This is a genomic window from Candidatus Kapaibacterium thiocyanatum, from assembly GCA_001899175.1.
In the GTDB taxonomy this organism is placed as follows: domain Bacteria; phylum Bacteroidota; class Ignavibacteria; order Kapaibacteriales; family Kapaibacteriaceae; genus Kapaibacterium; species Kapaibacterium thiocyanatum.
Genome location: MKVH01000009.1, coordinates 69373 through 91552 on the forward strand (window position 1 = coordinate 69373; position 22180 = coordinate 91552).

The 22180-nt window shown below is 60.6% G+C and carries 22 protein-coding genes; 17 read left to right on the top strand and 5 right to left on the bottom strand.

The window, feature by feature from the left end:
* Positions 1 to 84 precede the first annotated feature (84 nt).
* Genes BGO89_05785 through BGO89_05800 form a run of 4 tightly spaced genes read left to right on the top strand, consistent with a single transcriptional unit; the run spans position 85 to position 2428 of the window.
* Positions 85 to 678: a recombination protein RecR gene (locus BGO89_05785; protein ID OJX59726.1), complete on the top strand. Its 594-nt coding sequence runs from the start codon at positions 85 to 87 to the stop codon at positions 676 to 678.
* Positions 678 to 1424: a hypothetical protein gene (locus tag BGO89_05790; GenBank protein ID OJX59746.1), complete on the top strand. Its 747-nt coding sequence runs from the start codon at positions 678 to 680 to the stop codon at positions 1422 to 1424. Before BGO89_05785 ends, BGO89_05790 begins: the two co-directional genes overlap by 1 nt.
* Positions 1397 to 1996 (top strand): hypothetical protein, encoded by a 600-nt coding sequence (locus tag BGO89_05795; protein OJX59727.1) that lies wholly within the window; start codon positions 1397 to 1399, stop codon positions 1994 to 1996. Before BGO89_05790 ends, BGO89_05795 begins: the two co-directional genes overlap by 28 nt.
* Positions 1997 to 2008: 12 nt before the next feature.
* A complete protein-coding gene (locus tag BGO89_05800; protein ID OJX59747.1) occupies positions 2009 to 2428 on the top strand; it encodes a hypothetical protein in 420 nt (139 codons plus the stop codon).
* A gap of 13 nt (positions 2429 to 2441) precedes the next feature.
* On the opposite strand, the gene BGO89_05805 is transcribed toward BGO89_05800, so the two are convergent.
* Both BGO89_05805 and BGO89_05810 read right to left on the bottom strand, forming a co-directional pair.
* Positions 2442 to 2705 (bottom strand): hypothetical protein, encoded by a 264-nt coding sequence (locus tag BGO89_05805; GenBank protein OJX59728.1) that lies wholly within the window; start codon positions 2703 to 2705, stop codon positions 2442 to 2444.
* A gap of 131 nt (positions 2706 to 2836) precedes the next feature.
* On the bottom strand, positions 2837 to 3016 hold the full coding sequence (locus tag BGO89_05810; GenBank protein OJX59729.1) for a hypothetical protein: 180 nt from the start codon (positions 3014 to 3016) through the stop codon (positions 2837 to 2839).
* Positions 3017 to 3048: 32 nt separating this feature from the next.
* On the opposite strand from BGO89_05810, the gene BGO89_05815 reads away from it, so the two are divergent.
* The 11 genes from BGO89_05815 (at position 3049) to BGO89_05865 (ending at position 15548) form a co-directional block, all read left to right on the top strand.
* The gene (locus BGO89_05815) at positions 3049 to 3354 is read left to right on the top strand and encodes a hypothetical protein (protein OJX59730.1); all 306 of its coding nucleotides are present in this window, start codon (positions 3049 to 3051) and stop codon (positions 3352 to 3354) included.
* 7 nt (positions 3355 to 3361) lie between these two features.
* Positions 3362 to 3877 carry a hypothetical protein gene (locus BGO89_05820; protein OJX59731.1) on the top strand — a complete coding sequence of 172 codons (516 nt, stop codon included), beginning with the start codon at positions 3362 to 3364 and terminating at the stop codon, positions 3875 to 3877.
* Between the two features lie 12 nt (positions 3878 to 3889).
* Positions 3890 to 5776 (top strand): hypothetical protein, encoded by a 1887-nt coding sequence (locus tag BGO89_05825; GenBank protein OJX59732.1) that lies wholly within the window; start codon positions 3890 to 3892, stop codon positions 5774 to 5776.
* 112 nt (positions 5777 to 5888) lie between these two features.
* Complete coding sequence (locus BGO89_05830; GenBank protein ID OJX59733.1) at positions 5889 to 7718, top strand: GTP-binding protein TypA; 1830 nt, start codon at positions 5889 to 5891, stop codon at positions 7716 to 7718.
* Positions 7719 to 7824: 106 nt separating this feature from the next.
* Positions 7825 to 8676 (top strand): hypothetical protein, encoded by an 852-nt coding sequence (locus BGO89_05835; protein ID OJX59734.1) that lies wholly within the window; start codon positions 7825 to 7827, stop codon positions 8674 to 8676.
* Positions 8673 to 9590, top strand: coding sequence for a hypothetical protein (locus BGO89_05840; protein ID OJX59735.1), 918 nt, complete (start codon positions 8673 to 8675; stop codon positions 9588 to 9590). The genes BGO89_05835 and BGO89_05840 overlap by 4 nt, the downstream gene beginning before the upstream one ends.
* 27 nt (positions 9591 to 9617) lie before the next feature.
* Positions 9618 to 10982, top strand: a complete 1365-nt coding sequence (locus BGO89_05845; protein OJX59736.1) for a hypothetical protein — start codon at positions 9618 to 9620, stop codon at positions 10980 to 10982.
* A gap of 37 nt (positions 10983 to 11019) precedes the next feature.
* Positions 11020 to 12336: a hypothetical protein gene (locus BGO89_05850; GenBank protein ID OJX59737.1), complete on the top strand. Its 1317-nt coding sequence runs from the start codon at positions 11020 to 11022 to the stop codon at positions 12334 to 12336.
* Positions 12336 to 13013: a macrolide ABC transporter ATP-binding protein gene (locus BGO89_05855; GenBank protein ID OJX59748.1), complete on the top strand. Its 678-nt coding sequence runs from the start codon at positions 12336 to 12338 to the stop codon at positions 13011 to 13013. The genes BGO89_05850 and BGO89_05855 overlap by 1 nt, the downstream gene beginning before the upstream one ends.
* A gap of 4 nt (positions 13014 to 13017) precedes the next feature.
* Positions 13018 to 14277 (top strand): hypothetical protein, encoded by a 1260-nt coding sequence (locus BGO89_05860; GenBank protein ID OJX59749.1) that lies wholly within the window; start codon positions 13018 to 13020, stop codon positions 14275 to 14277.
* A gap of 23 nt (positions 14278 to 14300) precedes the next feature.
* Entirely contained in the window at positions 14301 to 15548 is a 1248-nt protein-coding gene (locus BGO89_05865) for a hypothetical protein (protein OJX59738.1), read from the top strand.
* A 103-nt stretch (positions 15549 to 15651) separates the two neighbouring features.
* On the opposite strand, the gene BGO89_05870 is transcribed toward BGO89_05865, so the two are convergent.
* The gene (locus BGO89_05870; protein OJX59750.1) at positions 15652 to 16692 is read right to left on the bottom strand and encodes a hypothetical protein; all 1041 of its coding nucleotides are present in this window, start codon (positions 16690 to 16692) and stop codon (positions 15652 to 15654) included.
* A gap of 157 nt (positions 16693 to 16849) precedes the next feature.
* Between BGO89_05870 and BGO89_05875 the strand changes: the two genes are divergently transcribed.
* Entirely contained in the window at positions 16850 to 18226 is a 1377-nt protein-coding gene (locus tag BGO89_05875; GenBank protein ID OJX59739.1) for a magnesium transporter, read from the top strand.
* A 35-nt stretch (positions 18227 to 18261) separates the two neighbouring features.
* Here BGO89_05875 and BGO89_05880 read toward each other — a convergent pair whose 3' ends face one another.
* Together BGO89_05880 and BGO89_05885 are read right to left on the bottom strand one after the other, a co-directional pair.
* The gene (locus BGO89_05880; protein ID OJX59751.1) at positions 18262 to 20082 is read right to left on the bottom strand and encodes a hypothetical protein; all 1821 of its coding nucleotides are present in this window, start codon (positions 20080 to 20082) and stop codon (positions 18262 to 18264) included.
* Between the two features lie 23 nt (positions 20083 to 20105).
* Complete coding sequence (locus BGO89_05885; protein ID OJX59740.1) at positions 20106 to 20315, bottom strand: hypothetical protein; 210 nt, start codon at positions 20313 to 20315, stop codon at positions 20106 to 20108.
* A 195-nt stretch (positions 20316 to 20510) separates the two neighbouring features.
* On the opposite strand from BGO89_05885, the gene BGO89_05890 reads away from it, so the two are divergent.
* Positions 20511 to 21743: a hypothetical protein gene (locus BGO89_05890; GenBank protein ID OJX59752.1), complete on the top strand. Its 1233-nt coding sequence runs from the start codon at positions 20511 to 20513 to the stop codon at positions 21741 to 21743.
* Positions 21744 to 22180 lie beyond the last annotated feature (437 nt).

Sequence of the window (22180 nt, forward strand, 5' to 3'; positions counted from 1 at the left end):
AACAACACCGTCCGGTTGTTGCATTGCCCAAATATATGCCGCCGCCGGTATGTGCCAGACATTCGTCCCGTATCTTCGCAGACTATGACTCCAAGCGATTCCATCGAACTGGTCGTCGAGCTGTTCTCCACGCTTCCGACCATCGGACGGAAGACGGCCCGGCGGCTAGCCTTCCACATACTACGCCAACCTCCCGAATTCGTCGCTTCCTTCGCCCGCGCCGTCGTCCACATGCGCGATTCCGTTCGCGAATGCAGTTCCTGCTGCACGTTCACCGACCGCGAGATCTGTTCGATCTGCACCTCCGAGAAGCGCGACAGATCCGTCATCTGCGTCGTCGAACAACCGTCGGACGTCATGGCCGTGGAGCGGACGGGAGACTTTCGGGGCCTGTATCACGTCCTGCATGGTGCGTTGAATCCCCTGGACGGCGTCGGCCCGGCCGATATCCGCCTGAAGGAATTGATGGGGCGCCTGAACGGAACGGTCCATGAACTCATCCTCGCATTGAATCCGAACGTCGAGGGCGAGGTCACCACGCAGTACATCGCCAAGATGGCATCGCCGCTGGAAGTACGCGTGACGCGCATCGCACGGGGCGTGCCCGTAGGTGCCGATCTCGAATTCGCCGACGACGCGACGCTGGCACGAGCACTGGAAGGCAGGACACCCGTATGATGCAGACGACGAAGCCGACATGGTATGCGAACTGGTTCGAGTCCCCCTGGTACATGCGACTCTATACCCATCGCACCGAAGCCGAAGCACAGCAGGCCGTTGCCCTCGTTGCGGATCTGGCACACATTCCGCGCGGCGCCCGCGTCCTCGACCTGGCATGCGGCTATGGACGCCATTCCTATGCCCTCGCGGAGCATGGCTACGTCGTCACCGGACTCGACTATTCGCATCATCTGATCGAAAAGGCCAGGGAACTCCATTCCCATCCCAATGTGTCCTACGTGACCGGCGACATGCGTGGTCCGTTTCCCGGAGCGCCGTATCGGGCCATCGTGAACTTCTTCACGAGCTTCGGCTACTTCGATACGCATGAAGAACACATGAGTGTACTGCGGGCCGTCCACGATCATCTCGTGCCGGGCGGAACCTTCGTCCTCGACTTCCTCAACAGCGCACGCGTCCGTGCGACGCTGGTACCGGAATCCGTGTCGATGATCGACGGCGCCACCATCGTCCAGCAACGCAGGATCGAAGAGCCCTTCGTGAAGAAATCGATCCTCATCACGAATCCGTGCAACGGCGACTACGAGTTCGAAGAACGCGTATGGCTCTATACGCACGACGAGCTCCTCGCCATGTGCACGCAGGCAGGGCTGAACGTGGAAACGACGGCAGGCAACTATGCAGGTCACCCCTTCGACGAACGGGAGTCGGAACGATGCATCATCGTCGCACGCAGATCCTGACCTTCATGGCCGTGGCGCTGATGGCTGTGTCGTGTCATACGCGCGCACCCGAAGATCCCACGGGGTCCAGGTCGTCCTTCACGCCGCCGACGAGTCCGGACATCGTGCTCGACAACTTCCGCAATGCCGTCATCGAGAAGAACACCGAAAACTTCATGCTCTGCCTGGCCGATCCCATGAGCCGCAGCCGCTATCCCTATTCGTTCGAGCCATCGGCCGAAGTACGGGCACGCTTCGCCACGCTGTTCGCGCGCTGGTCCCTGCAGAGCGAGCGCCAGGCCTTCCTGTCGATGCTCGCACGGCTGACGCAGGACGACAGACCGTCGCTCGACTTCACCAATGCATCCGTCGCCTTCTCGTCTCCCGACTCCACGGTCTACGTCGCAGACTACACGCTGCGCGTGAATCACGGTCTTTCGTCTCTGCCCACTACCCTGAACGGAACGATGGTGCTGACGATCACACCCGAGACCACGGGACAGTGGAGCATTTCGTCGTGGCGCGATGCCAAACGCACGTCGGATACCGTGGAATCGACGTGGAGCCTCATCAAGGCACAACTCTCCAACTGATCGGGAACAATGATGGACACAGCGACGATCCTCCGCAACGCACGCACCATCTGCGTCTATGGCCTGTCGAGAGTCAAGGGCAAGCCCGCCCACGACATTCCGCTCTACCTCCGGGACAAGGGCTACGTCGTCTACGGTATCACGCCGTTCTCGGGCGATATCGAAGGAATTCCGTGCTACGCGACGCTGGATGACGTGCCGGGTCCCATCGACATCCTCGACGTCTTCCGTCCGAGCGACGTCACCGACGCCATCGTCGACGAAGCGTTGCGGCGTCATGCCGACCGTGCGGACATTGGCTGCGTCTGGCTGCAACTCGGCATCACGAGCGAGCATGGGCGGGAGAAGTGCGAGACCGCAGGTGTAACGTACGTCGAGAACACATGTATCTACGTTGCGCACCGGGCTATGGTATCGAACGACCGATACTAGGCCGTTTCTTAAGCTACTCGTCTTTATCGCCCCACTTGTCAAGCATTATCCAAATATGATCCAGTAGGCTATCACGCTCAGCACAGGCTCCTTGCAGTTCTCCCATCAATTCAGCCACTGCCTCCAATGCCGCGGCAGAAGTCCTACATTCTACCTCCCATGTCCCTGTCTTTGTATTGGCAAAATTGTGTTTATTAAATATGGGTGCAAGAATCGTGTTCCTAACCAGGGACTTCTCGTCCTTATCTAATGAAACTCTGACGATAACGTAGATCATATTCCCTCTAGAAGAATCAATGTAGAAACTAACACTATCCACCACGGTCAACTATCCCCCCCCCCTTCGGGTATTCTGTACCAATAGTGTAGGAAGGCGTAGCCATCCCTACTGAAATCAAACACCCAATGTCACTCTTGCATACAGATGACGAACAGGAATACCTGTGATCCCTCGTGCAGGCCCGGTTCCTCTACTCGGAACAACGGAACGATAAAGCCGCGCCCCCGGAGGTAGTCGACGGAAGCTGCTAGCCACTTGCCCGTCCTAGCCGTCTGACTCGTATATTCGTCATGGCTCTTCGGAGTCATGAACCATCATCATCACGCATTCGATCTGCATCATGGAACACGTTCATTCCAGCGGTCCTGTTCAGGAAGACGTTCAGGAAAACATGGCCACCCGCCTTCTCGGCATCACGTTGGGCCTTCTCTCCGCAGCGGCCCTCGTAGGCCTGCACCAGGCATGGCACTGGCACTGGGCGGCCTTCGCCTGCATCGCCGCCGCACTCGGCGTTACGATGGGTGCCGGAGCGAGCAGCGCCTACGGCGGAGCACGCGCCAGCTTCTTCGCATGGGCAGGCGTCACGCTCTTCCTCTGCGGCCTGCTGATGTTCTTCGGCGTGGCGGCGATGATCTTCGGAAAGTGACGTAACGATGCGTGCCGCCACCACAGCACTCGCGATCACGGCGATCGTGTGCTGCGTGGCGGCATGTACCAATCCCTTCGCTCCCGCGAAGGCGAACCTCGCCGCGGACAAGCCCGTGCTCGGCGACCAGCGTACGATCGACGGTGTCTTCCAGAACTTCCGCATCGCCTACGTCTTCAAGGATACCCTGACGTACGGACGCCTGCTCGATCGCACCTTCTCCTTCATCTACCGCAACTACGACGCCGGCGTCGACGTGACGTGGGGGCGCGACGAGGACATGATCGCGACGGCCGGCCTGTTCAATGCCGCACAGCAACTGGACCTCGTCTGGAACGAAGTCATCGTGGCCGACGGCGATAGCCTCGCGCAGAACATCTCGCGCGGATTCAACCTTACCATCACGTTCTCGCCGACGGACATCATACGGGCCCAGGGACGCGTCAATCTCCGGCTCGAGCGTCCCGTCGCCACGGACGTATGGAAGATCGTGCGATGGCGTGACGAGTCCAACTTCTTCTGAGTACCGCTTCGCATGACGAAACGCCCGGCCCTCCTTCTGCTCGCCGCCGCCATCGCATGGTTCGCCTTCTCGGCGTGGAACATGCGCTTCGTGCAGGACGACAGCTACATCACGCTCTCCTATGCCCGCAACCTCGTCGACGGCCACGGCCTGGTCTTCAATCCCGGCGAAGCCGTCGAAGGGATCACGTCGCTGCTATGGACACTGATCGCTGCCGCAGCTCATCTTCTGTCGCGTGATCCGATGCCGATCCTGCAGGTTCTCGGCCTGCTCTGCGGGGCCGGTACCATGGTCTTCGTCTATCGCATCACGGACGCCGTCACACCCGACGATACATCCGTGTGGAAGGCCCTGCCGGCCGCCGTGCTCGGCTGTACCTCCGCCTTCCAGTACTGGTCCGTAAGTGCGATGGAAACGTCGCTGTTCCTGCTCGTCATCGGCGTGGCCATCGATGCCTATATCCGACAACCACATTCGTGGCGATGGGCCGTATGGGTAGGCATCGCCCTGCTGACGCGGCCCGAAGCGATGCTCGTGGCAGCGGTACTCGCGGCGGATACGTTGTGGCGTGACGGTCCCGGACGCACCACGTTCAGGAACATCGCCATCATGGCCGGTACGCTGTTAGCACTGACCTCGTGGCGATACGCGACGTACGGCGCTCTCCTCCCCAATACCTTCGCCGCCAAGACGACTTCGCCCGCAGAACAGATCGGAGCCGGACTCGACTACCTCGTGCTCTTCCTGAACGGCGCCGGCGGATACGTCCTGCTTGCCGGTGCCATCTCATCCCTCGTCCTCCTGCGAGGCCGGGCCATCGTCATGCTCGCCGTGCTCGTCCTGCTATGGGCGGTAGCCGTCACCGTTCTCGGTGGCGACGTCCTGCGGCATCAGCGATTCCTCCTTCCGGTGGCCATGCTGTCGAGTCCGCTGCTCTACGCCGTCCTGCGATACCTCGTGGAACGCTTCCGCGTGAAGCAGGGCAGCTACGTGACGGCCGGCGTCCTCGTCATCCTCTGCGTCTGGGTCGCACGTGCCGAAACGTCCAGGATCGAAGCCACCATGACGATGGAGGGCAAGCTCGTGCACAAGATGACGATGACCGGCAAGTGGCTGAAGAACTTCGCCCAGGCCAACGGCAGGCCTGTGAGCATCGCGGCCACGACCATCGGCGCACTCAAGTGGTATTCCAACCAGACCGTCATCGACATGCTCGGTCTGACCGACCGGACCATCGCCACCCAGCCGGAGACGATCCCCGAAATCAGCGACGACAAGACGGTCCACTGGAAGGAGCGCAAGTACAACGCATCCTACGTCCTTTCGCGCAAGCCGGACTTCATTCTCTTCTCCACCGGACTCAAGCCCAGCGCCTTCGCAGAGCGTGCCCTGTTCGCCAGGGAATCGTACGTCGACTACTACTATTACTACTATTCCGTACCCGAATCGGAGAATCTCCAGGTCATGCTCCGCCGGAAGCCGGTACAGGTACTCCGGAAATCCCCGCAGCACAAGCTCGGCCTCACTCATGATCAGATCGTGGCTCTCGGGACCTATCCCAAGGCGCTGATGGTCCTCGACAGTCCGACCGAACCCCATGCCGCCGAGCGGCTGTTCCGCGACATGACCGTGCAGGGTCCGCCCAACTTCTCCACCCCGTGGCAGTACCTGGGCTACATCACCCAGAGCCGGGGCGCGCTGGATACGGCCGCCACGCTCTACCTCCAGGCGCTGAGGACCGACCCCTGCGACATGCGCTCGCGGCTGGCCCTCACCCAGATCTATCTCGCCGTGCAGGATACGGCAAGCTCCCGGGATCACGCCGAATGGCTTCGCCGGTGCAATCCCGTGCTCCTGAACCTCGTCCAGGGGTATTCCGTCCCGGAAGGCGTCTACTGACCCCCGAATCCGGCCTCCGGATATTGACTAACCGTAATGCAGGCCAAGGTTTAGCGTAACCCCGAAAGCGGTATATTTGTGGTTCTCATAAACCCATTGGAATATTACGGTCATGTCACTCCAGCCCCGTACCGGGATGCGCAACGTTGCGATCATCGCACACGTCGATCACGGTAAGACCACCCTTGTCGATCACATGCTGCGTCAGAGCGGTACCTTCCGCGAGAATCAGCAGGTCATTGAACGCGTGATGGATTCCAACGATCTCGAGCGCGAAAAAGGGATCACCATCATGGCGAAGAACGCCGCGGTGCGGTGGAACGACTTCAAGTTCAACATCCTCGATACGCCGGGCCACAGTGACTTCGGTGGTGAAGTGGAACGCGTCCTCTCGATGGTCGACGGCGTTCTCCTTCTCGTCGACGCTGCCGAAGGGCCGCTGCCGCAGACGCGCTTCGTGCTCCGCAAGGCACTGGAGATGGGACTCTTCCCCATCGTCGTGATCAACAAGATCGACCGCAGCGATGCCCGCCCCGCGGAAGTGCTCGACGAGATCATGGAGCTCTTCATCGCCCTCGGCGCATCGTACGAGCAACTCGACTTCCCCGTCATCTACGCCATCGCCAAGCAGGGTATCGCCAAGCGTTCGCTCGAAGAAGAAGGCGAAAGCCTTACGCCCCTGTTCGAAGCCATCGTCAAGCACATTCCCTGCCCGAAGGTCGACGTCGACGTTCCCTTCGGCATGGTCATCAGCGCGCTGGACTGGAGCGACTTCGTAGGCCGTATCGCCGTGGGCCGCATCGCGGAAGGCCAGGTGAAGGTCGGTGACAACGTAGCCCTCATCAAACCCGACGGTACACGCGAAACGACCCGCATCACCAAGATGTACGTCTACGAAGGCATCGCCCGCGCGGAGACGACGGAAGCCGAAGCGGGTGAGATCATCGCCCTCTCCGGATTCGAGAACGTCTTCATCGGCGAGACCATCGCCCACAGCTCGCGCACCGAGCCCCTCTCCTACGTGAACATCGAAGAACCGACGATCGCCATGTACTTCATGGTGAACACATCGCCGCTGGCAGGACGCGAAGGCAAGTTCGTGACGACGCCGAAGCTGCGGGACCGCCTCTTCAAGGAATTGCGCAACAACGTATCGCTTCGCGTATCGGATACGGATTCACCGGACGTCTTCCGCGTCGCAGGACGTGGCGAACTCCAGCTCGCCATCCTCATCGAGACGATGCGCCGCGAAGGTTTCGAATTCGCCGTCTCCCGTCCTGAAGTTCTCTTCCAGCGCGATCCGGACGGCAAGCTGCTCGAGCCGATCGAACACGTCATCGTCGACGTCCGCGAAGCGCACGTCGGCACGGTCATCGAAATCCTCGGCCGACGCAAGGGTGAAATGACGGCCATGACGCCCGGTCTCGACAACGTGCGTACGGAATTCCTCGTCCCCGCCCGTGGCCTCATCGGATTCCGCACGGAGTTCCTGACGTCGACGCGCGGTGAAGGCATCCTGCACCATACGTTCGATTCGTGGCAACCGTACAAAGGGCCGATCAGCGGACGTTCGCGTGGCGCCCTGGTATCGATGGAAACGGGCATGGCCACCATCTATGCTCTCGAAATGGTCCAGGAGCGCGGCACGCTCTTCATCGAGCCCGGCATCCAGATATACGAAGGCATGATCGTGGGCGAGAATGCCCGCGAGGACGATCTGTCCGTGAATGCCTGCCGTACGAAGCACCTCACCAACATGCGATCGAGCGGGTCGGACGGTCTGGCCAAGCTCGAAGCTCCGCGTAACATGTCGCTCGAGCAGTGCATCGAATTCCTCGAGGACGACGAGCTGCTGGAAGTGACGCCCGTGAACGTGCGTCTTCGCAAGAAGATCCTCGACACGACGATGCGCCAGCGTGCGAAGAAGCGCGAGAACGTATGATGCGATCCGGTGGCAGGGCAGGATCGCCTCCCGCCCTGCCGCTGTCACTAATCCCGGTGTTGCTACGTCCCAGACGTATCCGTCCATCATTCGGTAGATACCGCCAATGCTCTTCATCCTTCTCGTCATCGTCGGCCTGACCTCGTCGGCGAGCGCACAGCAGACGTATCTTGAGTACCGGTTGAAGCCCTCCTCTTCCTATTCCTACGACATGACATCGAACGTTTCACAGACGATGTCCGTGATGTCGCAGGAAATAGAGAACGACATGCAGAGCACGCTCGGTTGCAGACTCCTCGTACGCGAGGCCGTACTGAAGCAGTACGAACTCGAACTCCACTACGATACGTTACGGATGGGGCTGCGGGCTACGGGACTGGGCGAGGCGATGCGCCTCGATACGTCGATCGTGATGCCCGGCACCTCCCAGTACATCCAGCGGTTCATGATGACGTCGCTCGGCAACGTCCTTTCCCTTTCGAGCGACAGCACGTCGCGAATCTCGACGATGATCGACGGTGCGATGAACAACATGACGATGATGAAGAACTTCATCACGCAGTTTCCCGGCCGTGGATTGAACGTCAAGGATACGTGGACGGTCTCCACCGTGGATACGGTACACAACGCGCAGTTGAGTGGCGACATCGTCACGCGATCGACCGTCGTCTATACCCTGACCGGCATGAAGGACACGCTCGGAACGTCCATGGCCATCGTCGACATGCATACGTCGGCCTACGAACTCAGCGGTTCGATCAGGAATCTCGGCATGGACATGGTGATCGAAGGCGAAGGCACGGCACGGGGAACGATCCGGATCGACGTCCGCAACGGCCTGCCCATCGCCATCAACCAACACTCCACCGTCAACTCGCGTATGGCGATGACCGGACAGCAGTCCATGCTGATTCCGATGACCATCGCGACAACGTCAACGATACGCCGTCGCCAATGATGAATGCCCTCCGTGCCACCCTGCTGGTCCTCGTCGTCACCATCGGCGCGACCCTCACCTCCACTGCACAGATCTATCCCCAGCGTGGTTTCAGGACCGAACCTCTCGGCAAGGACACGCTGTGCTTCCGATACAAGTTCGTCGCAGGCGATACGCTCGTCTACTATTCGGAGGCGCACGACAGCATCATGATGAAAGGCGCTCCGATCCTGCTGAAGAACAGGCGCCAGAGCGTCACGATCACCTGCGACTCCGTAACAGGAGACGAACACTACAATCTCACCATCGTCCTCACGAGCTCGGAGGAACGTCAGCGCGAAGGCGGCAACGATGCCGTATCGCGCCGTACGACGTCGCCGTGGATCGGACGCAAGGCCCATATCGTCATCGACTCCCTCGGCAACCGTATCGGCACGTCCGTCGACGACGAGACGCGTGCGGCCTTCACGCCGGGCGGCGCATTCCAGCCCCTCATCCTGCCGGTCCTGCACGAATCGTGCGGACGCCAGAACCAGTCGTGGATCGCACAGGATACCACCCTGCTCGTCGAGAACGGCGTTCCGGAACCCGTCTACGGCTTCATGACCCTGTGGCGCGTCATCGACGCACTGGATACGCTCGGCAGGCACTTCCGTCAGATACAGTATTCGCAGTCCGGTATCGGCAGCGCGACGCTCTCCTCGGGCGACGTGAACGTACGTCTCGAAGGCGTCGTCGCCGCCTACGGCAAGCTCACGCTCGACAACGCACTGCTCGTTCCCTATCACCTCTTCGCTACGTCGGAGAACAAGCTCAAGATCATGACGGCCGGCTCATCCGAACAGGAAGGGCGCCATCTGACGGCCGTGAATTATCATCTGGTCGAGCTTCGATCTCCCCATGCAGAACGCCGATTCACCAATGATCGACGATAAAGTGTAACCTGAAGACATCAGGCCCGTATGGAGCACTCCATGAAACGACCGTTACTCTCCTTCGTGTTCCTCCTGGCCACCGCTGCCGCATCCGTCTCCGCACAGGTGCGGGGTACATCGCCGGTATACAGCCTCGAGGACTGTCTGCGTATCGCAGCGCAGAACAACGTCGACATCAGGGTCGCGGATGCGTCGACCCATGCAGCGGCTGCAGGACTCACGGCAGCCTTCGGCAACTACCTTCCCGGAGCGAGCATCAGCGCAAACTATTCGCGTCAGCTCACGAACCTCCAGAAGCAGTTTTCCTTCGTGAACGGCGTTCCCATCCAGGGCGAACCTCTTCCCAACAACTACGGTCTGAGTGCCGGCCTCACATGGACGGTCTTCGACGGTATGCGTCGCGAGGCGAACTACGACCAGGCGAGGAACACGCTCGACGCGGCGGACAAGCGGGGCCAGTCCCAACGGCTGCAGATCGGCGTCGACGTCCGCAGACAGTACGTCGAAGTGCTGCGGTCCATGCAGGTGGTGAAGACGCGCCGCGAGAACGTCGATCTCTCCCGGAATACGCTCGATCGTATCAAGGCACAATACGACGCAGGCCGTACCGCCATTACCAGCGTCTACTCGCAGGAAACGGAACTGGCCAACCAGGAGTTCGAACTCGTCCGTTCCGAGAACGATCTCAACGTAGCCAAGGCCAGGCTGCTCTTCACGATGGGCCTCAATCCCGATGAGCCGGCCGAATTCCTCGAAACGAGCTTCCCTTCCTCGGCGGAACAGAGTGACGTCGAGCAATTCCGTCAACGTCTGGGCAGCCTCGACGCCTGCGTCGCCAGGGCTCTCGGCCACCGACCCGACATCGCCGCGGCACGACATCAGGCTTCCGCCGCCGAATCCGGCATCGCCATCGCGCGCGGCACCTACTTCCCTACACTCAACGCATCGGGTGGATATGCCTGGCGCAATACCGAAATCGCGAATTTCGACCGTCAGGGCCAGGTCTCTCTCGGCCTTCAACTCAGCGTTCCTATCTTCGACCAGTTCCAGACGAATGCCAACATCCAGAATGCGTCGCTGACGCTGACGCAGCGTCAGGCCGACGTACAGCGTCTCGAACTCCAGGTACGTCAGTCCATCCAGGGAGCCTTCCTCACGCTCGAAGCCGCCGAACGCATGCTCGAGATCACGTCCCGCGCACTCAAGGCTGCGGAGATCAACCAGCAGGCCGCACTGGAGCGCTTCAACGTGGGCAGTGCCAATCAGCTCGACGTCCTGACCGCAACCAATCAACTGGTCGTGTCACGTATCAACCGTATCTCTGCCGTCTACTCCTATTACGATGCCCGGTACCAGGCCGAATTCGCCTCCGGACTCATGACGGCTCAATAAGAAGTATCTCACTCCCGATATTCAACGGACCATCGCCATGGCCAAAAAATCCTCCCGTAAAGGTCTTCTCATCACCATCCTCGTGCTGTTCCTCGTTCTGGTTTCAGCCGGAGTGTGGTTCTCGACGATGCGCAAGGACGGCCCCATCCTCGTCAGCACCGAAGCGGTGCAACAGCGTACGATCACGCAGACGGTCAGCGCCATCGGCAGGCTGCAACCCGAAATCATGGTCAAGGTCTCGTCCGAAGCCAGCGGTGAAATCTTCTTCCTCGGTGTACGCGATGGCGATACCGTGACGAAGGGACAACTGCTCGCCCGTATCCAGCCCGACATCATGGAAACGCAGCTCCAGCAGGTACGTGCCGGTGCCGAAAGCGCACGCCTGGCCATCACCATAGCCAAGGCCGAACTCGACCGTGCCGAAGCCGACCTGAAGCGCGTCACGGAACTCCAGAAGAAGAACTTCGTCGCTCGCGAAGAATTCGACCGTGCCCGTGCCGCATTCGAGAGCGCAGCAGGGCGCTATGCATCGGCGAAAGCCGATCACGAACGCTCCATCGGCGCACTGCGGCAGACGCAGGCCACGGCGAGCCGTACGACGATCTTCTCGCCCATTAACGGTGTCGTGACCTACCTCGCCGTCGAGCGTGGTGAAAAGGTCGTGGGAACGGCCCAGATGCAGGGTACGGAAATGATGCGCATCTCCGACCTGAACACCATGAATGCATGGGTGGACGTCGACGAAAACGACGTGGCCCTCATCAGTATCGGCGATACGGTACGTGTGAAGATCGACGCCCTGCGCGACAAGATCTATCGCGGCGTCGTCTACGAGATCGGTCACTCGGCCAAGGTCTCGGCACAAGGCACACAGGAAGAGGTGGTCAACTTCCAGGTCCGTATCCGCATGATCGACAAGGACGGACGCATGCGCCCGGGTATGTCCTGCAACGTCGACATCGAAACGGAAACCAAGCATGACGTCACGGCGGTTCCCCTGCAGGCCGTCACCATCCAGCAGACGGATGGTGCACCTGCGGAAGCGCCTGAAGCCAACGACCGCGTGGAAGACCGCAATGCCGCCGTCAAGAGAAAGGACGAAGAGAGCAAGGAGAAGCGCCCACCGTCCCAGGTGTGGATCGTCAAGGACAGCCGCGTCACGCCGCGTCTCGTGGAAACGGGTATCAGCGACCAGGGCTTCATCGAGATCAAGAGTGGCCTGAAGGCGGGCGAGACCATCGTCGTGTCGCCGTACCAGGCCGTGAGCAAACTGCTCAAGCCGGGCTCCGTCATCCGTAGCGAGGATCCCGCAGCACGTCGTCAGCGCTTCCAACGCATGCGTCAGGGACAATGATGCGAGAGATCATCCGCATAGAACACATCGCCAAGGTCTACGAAATGGGCGATGAGCAGGTATTCGCGCTGCGCGACGTCTCGGTGACCATCGGCGAGAACGAATACGTGGCCATCATGGGACCGTCCGGTTCGGGCAAGTCGACGCTGATGAACATGCTCGGCTGCCTCGACACACCGTCGTCGGGAACCTACCTGTTCAACGGCGACAACGTCAACGACATGGACGATGACGACCTGGCTTCGATACGGAACAAGGAAATCGGCTTCGTCTTCCAGACCTTCAACCTCCTTCCCCGCGCTACAGCCCTGCAGAACGTCGAGCTCCCTCTCGTCTATGCCGGTGCCAGCGCCCAGGAGCGCAAGCGCCGCGCCGTGGAATCTCTCACACGCGTCGGCCTCGAGCAGCGCATGCTGCACAAGCCCAACGAACTGTCCGGCGGCCAGCGCCAACGCGTCGCCATTGCACGCGCACTCGTCACGAATCCGTCCATCATCCTCGCCGACGAGCCGACGGGCAATCTCGATTCGAAGACAGGACAGGAAATCATGGCCCTCTTCGGCCAGCTCTGGCAACAGGGCAATACCGTCATCCTCGTCACGCACGAAGAAGACATCGCGCGCCATGCGCACCGCATCATCCGTCTGCGCGACGGTCTTGTCGAAAGCGACGGGTAGTCACATGGTGCGTCCATCCGAATTCGCCGAATCCTTCCGCATCGCCCTGGAATCGCTCCGGGTCAACGTCATGCGCTCCATCCTCACCACGGCAGGTGTCGTCGTCGGCGTCGTCCTCGTCGTTCTCATGGGCTGGACGATCGGCGGACTCGATTCGATCTGGGAGCAGACCATCAGCGTCATCGGCAAGGACATGCTCTACGTCGACAAATGGAACTGGTCCGGCGGCGGGTCGTGGCGCAAGATGGAGTCGCGCAAGGACATCACCTACCATCAGGCAATCGCCCTGTGCGAGCGCCTCGAATCTCCCGAAGTGGCCATGCCCATCGCGCGGCGCTGGGGTGGCAGCGTGGCCTACGGCAACAACATCATCCGTGCATCGGTGGTTGGCACGACGAGCAAGTATGGACAGACGCCGTCGGGCAGTATCGCCGAAGGCCGCTTCTTCACTCCCATCGAAGAGCAGCAGGCCGCCAACGTCGTCGTCATCGGCCATGGTATCGCCAAGGCCGTCTTCCCCAAGGGAGATGCCCTCGGAAAGATGCTCAAGATCGCCGGTATGCCCTATCGCATCATCGGTGTCGTGGAGAAACGTGGATTCCTCTTCATGGACTTCGTCGACAACGAAGTCTTCATCCCCATGTCCTCCTTCCGCGGCGTCTACGGCTTCGTCGACCGGAGTCTCACCGTAGCCATCAAGGCAGGCAACGACAAGATCATGGATCTGGTACGGGACGAAGCGATGGGCGTGATGCGCTCCATCCGTAACGTTCCTCCCGGTAAGGAGGCCGACTTCTCCATCAACGAGATGAAGGCCTTCGACGCCCAGGTACAGAACATCCGCTTCTACATCTGGGCTATCGGCATGGGCCTCACCATCCTGGCCTTCGTCGTGGGATCCATCGGCATCATGAACATCATGTTCGTTTCGGTGACGGAACGCACGAAGGAGATCGGTATACGCAAGGCCATCGGTGCACGGCGTTCCTCGATCCTCGCCCAGTTCCTCATCGAGTCGGCACTGCTGTGTCTCACCGGAGCCATCATCGCCTTCCCCATCGCACAGATCTTCGTGACGATCGCACGCTGGCTCGCCATCGACGTCTTCCAGTTCGAAGCGGCCACCGTCATCTCCCCTATCATCCAGCTCGATCTTCTGGCCATCGCCGTCCTCGTCTCCATCGTCGTGGGACTGCTGGCCGGACTCCTGCCCGCGCTCAAGGCCTCGAAACTCAATCCCGTCGAAGCCCTCCGCTTCGAATAGTTCAACGCTCATCGTCCAGCACCGTGCATCTCACCGAATCCATAGCCGTCGCCTTCGATGCCGTACGAAGCCAGAAACTGCGCTCCGGCCTCACGCTGCTCAGTGTCGCCATCGGCGTCTTCGGCATCATCTTCAGCACCAGCGTGACGTCGATGCTGCAGGAAGGAGTCACGGGACAACTGGCCGACCTGGGCGAGAACTCCTTCCTCATCCAGCGCACACCGTCGATACAGTTCGGCAACTCGTGGCGGAAGTACCTCCGGCGCAAGAACATCACCTATCAGCAGGCGAAGGACTTCAAGGAGCGCATGACGCTCACCAACATGGTCGCCATCAGCAACACGGCACCGGGCTATACCATCAAGTCCGGGCTCCAGTCCACGGACCCCGACGTATCGCTGATAGGCGTCGACGACATGTACTTCGTCGTGAATCCCGTCGACATCTCCGACGGCCGCGTCTTCGGCGTGCAGGACGTGGACCTGAGCCAGAACTCGGCCATCATCGGCAACGATATCGTGGTGAAGCTCTTCCCCGACGGCCGCGCCGTGGGCCGTACCATCACGATCAAGAACCAGTCCTTCACCGTCGTCGGCGTGCTCAAGACGAAGGGCGGCATGCTGGGACAAAGCCAGGACAACCGCGTCCTCATCCCCATCAGCGTCTTCGTGAAATACTATACCTGGGAATGGGACGCCAGCGTGGACATCAGCGTGAAGGCCTACGACAAGGAAGCGCTGCCGGCCACGGTGGACGAGGCCATCGGCGTCATGCGCGTCCTGCGCGGCGTAAAGCCGCATGAAGAGAACAACTTCGAGCTCGACACGAACGAGGCCATGAGTGCGCAGTTCGCAGGCTTCAGCACGGCCATTCTCGCCGTGGCGTGGATCTCGGGCCTGGGAGCGCTGTTCGCCGCCGGCATCGGCATCATGAACATGATGCTCGTGAGCGTCAAGGAGCGCACGCGCGAAATCGGCGTACGCAAGGCTCTCGGCGCACGACGCAAGTGGATCGTACGCCAGTTCCTCGTCGAAGCCGTCGTGCTGTGCCAGTTCGGTGGTCTCGCTGGCGTCGTCGGTGGTATCGGCTGCGCATGGTTGCTGACGCTGCTCTTCAGCCTGTCGGGCATGGAAGGCATGCCCTTCAGCATGCCGTGGGGCGCCACCATCTTTTCCGTGGTGGCCTGTACCGTCATCGGCATCACCTTCGGTCTCTATCCGGCCGCCCGTGCGGCCTCCCTGGACCCGATCGAAGCCCTGCGATACGAGTGATCGTTACCCCGCCGCGAACGGTGCCCACCACCGTTTGCGGCGCTCGGCTACGGTGCCCGTCCTGATAATGAAGGCGCCCCGATCGGTCCCGTCACATTCCTGATCATTCCCTGATGGCGATACCGTTGGGCTTCATGCCCACGTCGATCGTCGAGATTACCATACGACTCGTGACGTCGACGACGCTGACGGTATTGGCTCCCTGATTCGTCACCAGTGCCTTGCCTCCCCCTGCCGTGAATCCGATCGCATGGGCATCCGCTCCGGTCGCGATCGCGGCGACCTGCGCCCAGCCGCTGCCTTCCTTGCCGTAGATCACCACACGGCCTGCCGTCGCGTCCGACACCCAGAGTTCTCCGTGGTGCGCATTCCATGCCACGTAGCCGGGCTTGTACCCGAGATCGATCTGCGACGTGATGGCGAGCGAGGCCACGTCGATCTCCATCACCGTCTGCGACATCTCGTTGTCGACGTACATCGATCCGTTCGCGGCAGGCCATGCACCGACGGGATTCATGCCCACCTCGACGGTATCGATGGCACGCAGGGTAGCCGGGTCGATGACGGTCACACTCGCATCTCCCGTATTGGTGGCGAAGACGCGCGATCCGTCGTGGGAGAACGTCACTTCGGACAGTCCCTTGCCGACCGCGATCGTGCCGAGCTTCGTCCAGTCTGCCGTACCGTAGACGTGGACCTTCGATACCGGGTCGCCCGATTCACCGAACCAGAGCTGCGTACCGGACTTCGAGAAGGCGGCGTTGTGCGGCATGCCGTCGACGGCGATCTCGCGTTCGATCACTCCCGTGCCGCTGTCGATGATCTGGATGCGGTAGTTCCCCCCGCCGTGACCGGCATGTCCCCCATGTCCGCCCGTGAGATCGGTATTCGTGATGGCCACGGCCAGACGCGTTCCGTCGGGACTCAGATAGACGTGATGGGGAAAGGTCGCGCCATTGAGCTGGATCGTCTCATCGGTCTTCATCGTCCGGAGATCGATGACCTGGACGTTGTTGGATGCTCCGTTGACGATATAGGCGGCAGGCGTTTCGATGGACGTGGTGGCAGGAGCCGTGTTATCCGACGAGCAGCCAGCCAGGACGGCAATGGTCGTCAATGCGGGCACACAGGATCTGATGGTCATGGCAATCATCCGGGAAATATGTAGGAAGGCCGTCGTCATGCAAGGCATGACGACGTGCCCCCGGAAAGGACGCAATGTAGGGACATTATCGCCACTCGACCCGGAAGTACGGCACCGGCGGCATGTCATTCCCCCGATATTCACGAGATTCGCAGTCATGTACGGCAACCTCATCACTCCGGAGATCGAAGAGCTCATCGCCGTGCGGGACTTCGAGACCATTCGCGAAGTCTTTGCAGACTGGGACGCCATCGATCTTGCAGACCTCATCAGCGAACTGCGCGAGGAAAGTCGCGTCGTCGTCTTCCGTCTGCTTCCCAAGGATGTAGCTTCCGATACCTTCTCCTACTGCGACTTCGATACGCAGCAGGATCTGCTGCACGACATGGCCAAGGAGGAAGTGGCCTCCGTCCTCAACGAGATGTCGCCCGACGACCGTACGCAACTGTTCGAGGACCTACCCGGCAACGTCGTATCGGAGTTGATCAACACCCTCAGCGCCGAAGAACGCAGCATCGCCCTGGCACTCCTCAACTATCCCGAAGACTCCGTCGGCCGTCTGATGACGCCAGACTACGTCATCGTCAAGAAGCACTGGACCGTACAGCAGGCCCTCGATCACATCCGGAACTACGGCAAGGATTCCGAAACGCTCAACATGCTCTACGTCACGGAGCATGGTACGCTGATCGACGAGATCCACATCCGTGAGATCCTGCTGTCCAGACCCGAGAGCCTGATCGAGGATCTCATGGACGAGAAGTGTCCGTCCCTGCTGGCCACCGACGATCAGGAGACGGCCGTCCAGGCCTTCAAGAAACTCGACCGTTTCGCCCTGCCCGTCATCGATTCCGATGGCAAGCTGCTCGGCATCGTGACACTCGACGACGTCCTCGACGTCGCCGAAGCCCAGGCTACGGAAGAGATGCAGAAGTTCGGCGGTGTGGAAGCTCTCGAGGAACCGTACATCAGCGTTCCGCTCATGGAGCTCGTACGCAAGCGTGCCACCTGGCTCGTCGTACTCTTCCTCGGCGGCTTCCTTACGGCGACGGCATTGTCCGTCTTCCAGGCCACGATCGAACGCGCCGTGATGCTGGCCCTCTTCCTGCCTCTCATCATCTCCAGCGGCGGGAACTCCGGATCCCAGGCAGCCACACTCATCGTCCGCGCCCTCGCCCTGGGAGAGGTCACGCTGTCCGACTGGTGGCGTATCATGCGACGCGAGCTCGCGGCCGGACTATTGCTCGGCATCCTGCTCGGCTTCCTCGGCTTCCTGCGCATCATGATCGGTGCATGGATGGACGGAACGACGAGTCCCACGACGTGGATGCTCGCCCTCGTCGTCTGCCTTTCCCTCGTCGGTATCGTCCTGGCAGGTACCATCGCAGGCTCGATGCTTCCCCTGCTCATGAAGCGCCTCGGCTTCGACCCCGCGGCATCGTCGGCCCCCTTCGTCGCCACGTTTTCCGACGTCACGGGCATCATCATCTACTTCTCGATCGCGACCCTGTTGCTTGGTGGATATCTGCTCTGAGCCGCAGGTATGGCACCGTTCCGGCGACCTCGATCCTAACTGAAGATACCATGCACCAGCCAGGCCGAACCGTAGGCCAGAACGAAGGTCATGACGAACGATAGAGCGGGCCACTTCCACGATCCCGTTTCGCGCTTCATGATGGCCATGGTACTGACGCACTGCAATGCGAAAACATAGAAGGCGAGAACTGCGAGGCCCGTAGCCAGCGGCAGTTCGGCGCGAAGGACGTCGCGCAGGGTGGAATCGGTTTCGGAAACGTCGGCGGCATAGATCTGTCCCATCGCACTCACGAAGGTCTCGCGTGCCGCATAGGAGCTCAGCACGCCGAGCGTGATCTTCCAGTCGAAGCCCAACGGTGCGAAGACTGGCTGGATGGCCGAGCCGACGGCTGCGGCATAGGACCCTTCCATCTGCATCTGCTGAGCGCGCAACGGCGGCGTTCCTTCGGGAACGTCCACACGCGGCAGCTCGGTGAACAGCCACAACACGAGGGAGAAGACGAGGATCACCGTCCCTGCCGTCTTGAGGAAGTCGCGTGCCCTGCCGATGATCGTGATACCCGTACTCCTCCATGACGGAAGGCGGTACGGGGGGAACTCCATGAGGAAGGGCACGACGGCGCCACGGAACATCGTGCGCTTCAGGAGCAATGCGATCAACAGACCCGATAATGCTCCGACGATATACAACGATGCAAGGACGACACCCTGCAACGACATCATGCCGAAGACCGTAGCTGCGGGAATACAGGCGCTGATGAGCAAGGCATAGACCGGCAGACGCGCCGAACATGTCATCAGCGGCGTGGCCATGATCGTGGCCATACGGTCCTTGTACGACGGAATGATGCGTGCCGACATGATTCCCGGAATGGCGCAGGCGAACGAGCCGAGCAGCGGAATGAAACTGCGCCCCTGCAGCCCGAAGAGTCCCATCATCCTGTCCACCAGGAATGCCGCTCTCGCCAGATACCCGCATTCTTCGAGTACCGTGATCAGCAGATTCAGGATGAGGATCTGGGGAAGGAAGACGATGACCGAACCGACACCTGCGAGCAGTCCCTTCGCAAGGAAGCTCTTCACCAATGGCGGCAATGCCATGCCGTCGACGGCATCCTGCAACAGGCCGAAGCCGCCTTCGATCAGATCCATCAGCGGCTCGGCCCACGTGAAGATCGACTGGAAGAACAGGGCCATCACGACGACGAAGATGACGGCGCCCCATATCGGATGGAGCAGCACACGATCCAGACGCTCCGTCACGACGTCCGGTGAACCTGGAATCATCACCCGGTCTACGACGCCGCGCGACCAGGTGAAACGTTCCTCTATGGTAGCATCGGAAGCCAGTACCGATGCCGGTACACGAGGTACGACAGGATCCACGAGGGCATGCTTGACGTCACCCACTCCGAGACCCTTGGCCCCAACGACCGGGAGAACCGGAACACCGAGCGTATGCATCAGCCCGATATCGTCGAACGCTCCGCCCGATGCCTTCACGCTGTCCACCATCGTCACGGCTACCGCCATCGGCAGACCGAGTGCGGCGAGATGGGAGAACAGGACGAGGCACTTTTCGGCGTTGGCCGCATTCATCACGAGCAGGATCGCATCGGGACGCGGAATGGATGGATGGGTACCCTTCAGGACATCGACACTCAAACGTTCGTCCTCGGACGCAGGCTCCATGCCATAGATACCCGGCAGGTCGATCACCGCCGCGCGGTGTCCATCGGCTTCCACGGTTCCTACCATCGGTTCGACGGTCACCCCCGGGAAGTTGCCGACCCGTTGCTGGAGTCCCGTCAGGACATTGAACAGCGTGGACTTACCGACGTTCGGAGTGCCGATGACGGCGACGGTCGAAAGCGGCTTCATGTAGCCTGGACGTAGACCTGCAGGTCCCCTGCCGTACGAAGGGCGATGCGAGTGCGGTTGATGGCGACTTCGATGGGACCTCCGAACGGCGCCTTGCGCATGATCGTACAGATCGTTCCCAACGTAAGTCCTAGTTCCTGAATACGGTTGGACGCTGCGGGGTCACCGGTGATTCCGACGATCCGGCAGAGCGTTCCAACCGACATCGCTTGTATGGGGAGAGGCTTCATGATACTCTTTGGAATTGGTCCAAATTAAGGAAAAGTCCCGATCCGACAGGCCTCTTGCACCTTATTCCGCCCTGCGACCGATCGTGCTATGAAGACACGTCGGGCGTGGTATCTTGCTTCGGGCAGGCTACCGTTCTCGACCGCATCAACGACCATCCTTCGACTCTCGCCATGCTTTCCAGCCTGTACGTGGACTTCAACAGCTACTTCGCCTCGGTGGAGCAGCAGGAACACGAGCAGTACCGAGGCAAGCCCATCGCCGTCGTTCCCGTCATGGCCGACACCACATGCGCCATCGCAGCATCGTACGAAGCCAAACGCTTCGGCGTACGTACGGGAACCATCATCGGCGATGCGAAGAAGATGTGCCCGGATCTCATCCTCGTCCCTGCCCGACATGGTAAATACATAGAGTATCACAATCGGCTCGTCGAAGCCGTCGAGAGCGCCGTTCACGTCAGGCGCGTCATGTCCATCGATGAGATGGTCTGTGATCTCACCGGCAGCGCGCGCCAGCGTGCGAAGGCCGAAGCCATCGCGCTTGATGTCAAGAAGGCCATTGCCGACAAGGTTGGTCCGTACATGAAGTGCTCCATCGGCATCGCCCCGAACGACTTCCTCGCGAAGACGGCGAGCGACTTGCAGAAACCCGACGGCCTCGTCGTCATCGAGCGCGAGGATCTTCCCCACATCCTCTATTCGATGGAACTGCGGGATATCTGCGGCATCGGCCGGAACATGCACAAGCGTCTGTGGAAGCACGGCATCTACACTGTGGAGATGCTCTGCAATGCGCCGAAGGAGAAGCTCCATGCCGTATGGGGTGGCATCGAGGGCGATCGCTTCTGGGCCAAACTTCGGGGTGAACAGGTTCCCTTCAACGAACCCAACAAGACCACCGTCGGACACTCACACGTCCTTCCCCCACGACTCCGCACACAGGAAAGTGCCGATGGCGTCATGCACCGCCTCCTGCAGAAAGCCGCGATGCGGCTCAGGAAGTATGGCCTTCTCACGGCCAATCTCGACGTACGCGTGCGCTACGTCGCCGGCGACCGATGGAAGTGCGACATGGACCTCACGCCCACGCAGGACATCGTCCAGCTCACCGGCGCCCTCGCCCGCATGTTCGAGCAGCGCCCGGTCCATGACGGCGCCCCCTTCTTCGTCGCCGTCTCGCTGAACAAGCTCATTCCGGCCGGCATGGCACCCGTGCCCATGTTCGAGCACACGGGTCCGTCACGCGAAGCGCTCAACACCACCATCGACAAGCTCAACCTCAAGTACGGCAGGAATACCGTCTACCTCGGCGGCGCCCACAATGCATTGGACAGTGCGCCCATGCGTATCGCCTTCACGCACATTCCGGATGTGGAGATCGATGACGAGGAAGAGGACGAGTGATCGAGTACGACAGGATGAGGCGGCGGTGAGCGCGTCATCCATCGATGCCTTTCGTTCGGTAACATCATCAGTCGAAACTGACCACGGCCCTGGTTCGAAGGGAGCAGGTCCTCCGACCGCGTACGGGTGGCGATACCGCCGTTCTCCGTGTACGTGTTAACATCCGTGCGGGCGAGGCCGGTCGTCCGCGTCGAACCCGTCAGCCAGTTCGCGCAGAACGTCGGTTCAGTTCATCCACATATTGGAACACGAGGTTCAAGTGGCCTGCGTAAATACACCAAGGAAAGGCTTGTTTCTCCTTCATTTGAAGGAAGGGGCTTTCATTCCATGACGATCACGACAGGGAGGATGATGTTCCCCCGGTTTGGTTGACAGTGAGTACGATCGTTTGGTTGTACAGCTAGTTGTTGCTCGAACTGAACAGGCGTCATGAGTCC

Bases quoted from the DNA above. Each gene is read 5' to 3' on its own strand.
- BGO89_05870 (OJX59750.1), bottom strand. From the start codon at position 16,692: ATGACCATCAGATCCTGTGTGCCCGCATTGACGACCATTGCCGTCCTG.
- BGO89_05850 (OJX59737.1), top strand. From the start codon at position 11,020: ATGGCCAAAAAATCCTCCCGTAAAGGTCTTCTCATCACCATCCTCGTG.
- BGO89_05825 (OJX59732.1), top strand. From the start codon at position 3,890: ATGACGAAACGCCCGGCCCTCCTTCTGCTCGCCGCCGCCATCGCATGG.
- BGO89_05815 (OJX59730.1), top strand. From the start codon at position 3,049: ATGGAACACGTTCATTCCAGCGGTCCTGTTCAGGAAGACGTTCAGGAA.
- BGO89_05845 (OJX59736.1), top strand. From the start codon at position 9,618: ATGGAGCACTCCATGAAACGACCGTTACTCTCCTTCGTGTTCCTCCTG.
- BGO89_05790 (OJX59746.1), top strand. From the start codon at position 678: ATGCAGACGACGAAGCCGACATGGTATGCGAACTGGTTCGAGTCCCCC.
- BGO89_05810 (OJX59729.1), bottom strand. From the start codon at position 3,016: ATGACTCCGAAGAGCCATGACGAATATACGAGTCAGACGGCTAGGACG.
- BGO89_05890 (OJX59752.1), top strand. From the start codon at position 20,511: ATGCTTTCCAGCCTGTACGTGGACTTCAACAGCTACTTCGCCTCGGTG.
- BGO89_05855 (OJX59748.1), top strand. From the start codon at position 12,336: ATGCGAGAGATCATCCGCATAGAACACATCGCCAAGGTCTACGAAATG.
- BGO89_05785 (OJX59726.1), top strand. From the start codon at position 85: ATGACTCCAAGCGATTCCATCGAACTGGTCGTCGAGCTGTTCTCCACG.
- BGO89_05860 (OJX59749.1), top strand. From the start codon at position 13,018: ATGGTGCGTCCATCCGAATTCGCCGAATCCTTCCGCATCGCCCTGGAA.
- BGO89_05830 (OJX59733.1), top strand. From the start codon at position 5,889: ATGTCACTCCAGCCCCGTACCGGGATGCGCAACGTTGCGATCATCGCA.
- BGO89_05835 (OJX59734.1), top strand. From the start codon at position 7,825: ATGCTCTTCATCCTTCTCGTCATCGTCGGCCTGACCTCGTCGGCGAGC.
- BGO89_05840 (OJX59735.1), top strand. From the start codon at position 8,673: ATGATGAATGCCCTCCGTGCCACCCTGCTGGTCCTCGTCGTCACCATC.
- BGO89_05800 (OJX59747.1), top strand. From the start codon at position 2,009: ATGGACACAGCGACGATCCTCCGCAACGCACGCACCATCTGCGTCTAT.
- BGO89_05805 (OJX59728.1), bottom strand. From the start codon at position 2,705: ATGATCTACGTTATCGTCAGAGTTTCATTAGATAAGGACGAGAAGTCC.
- BGO89_05795 (OJX59727.1), top strand. From the start codon at position 1,397: ATGCATCATCGTCGCACGCAGATCCTGACCTTCATGGCCGTGGCGCTG.
- BGO89_05875 (OJX59739.1), top strand. From the start codon at position 16,850: ATGTACGGCAACCTCATCACTCCGGAGATCGAAGAGCTCATCGCCGTG.
- BGO89_05885 (OJX59740.1), bottom strand. From the start codon at position 20,315: ATGTCGGTTGGAACGCTCTGCCGGATCGTCGGAATCACCGGTGACCCC.
- BGO89_05820 (OJX59731.1), top strand. From the start codon at position 3,362: ATGCGTGCCGCCACCACAGCACTCGCGATCACGGCGATCGTGTGCTGC.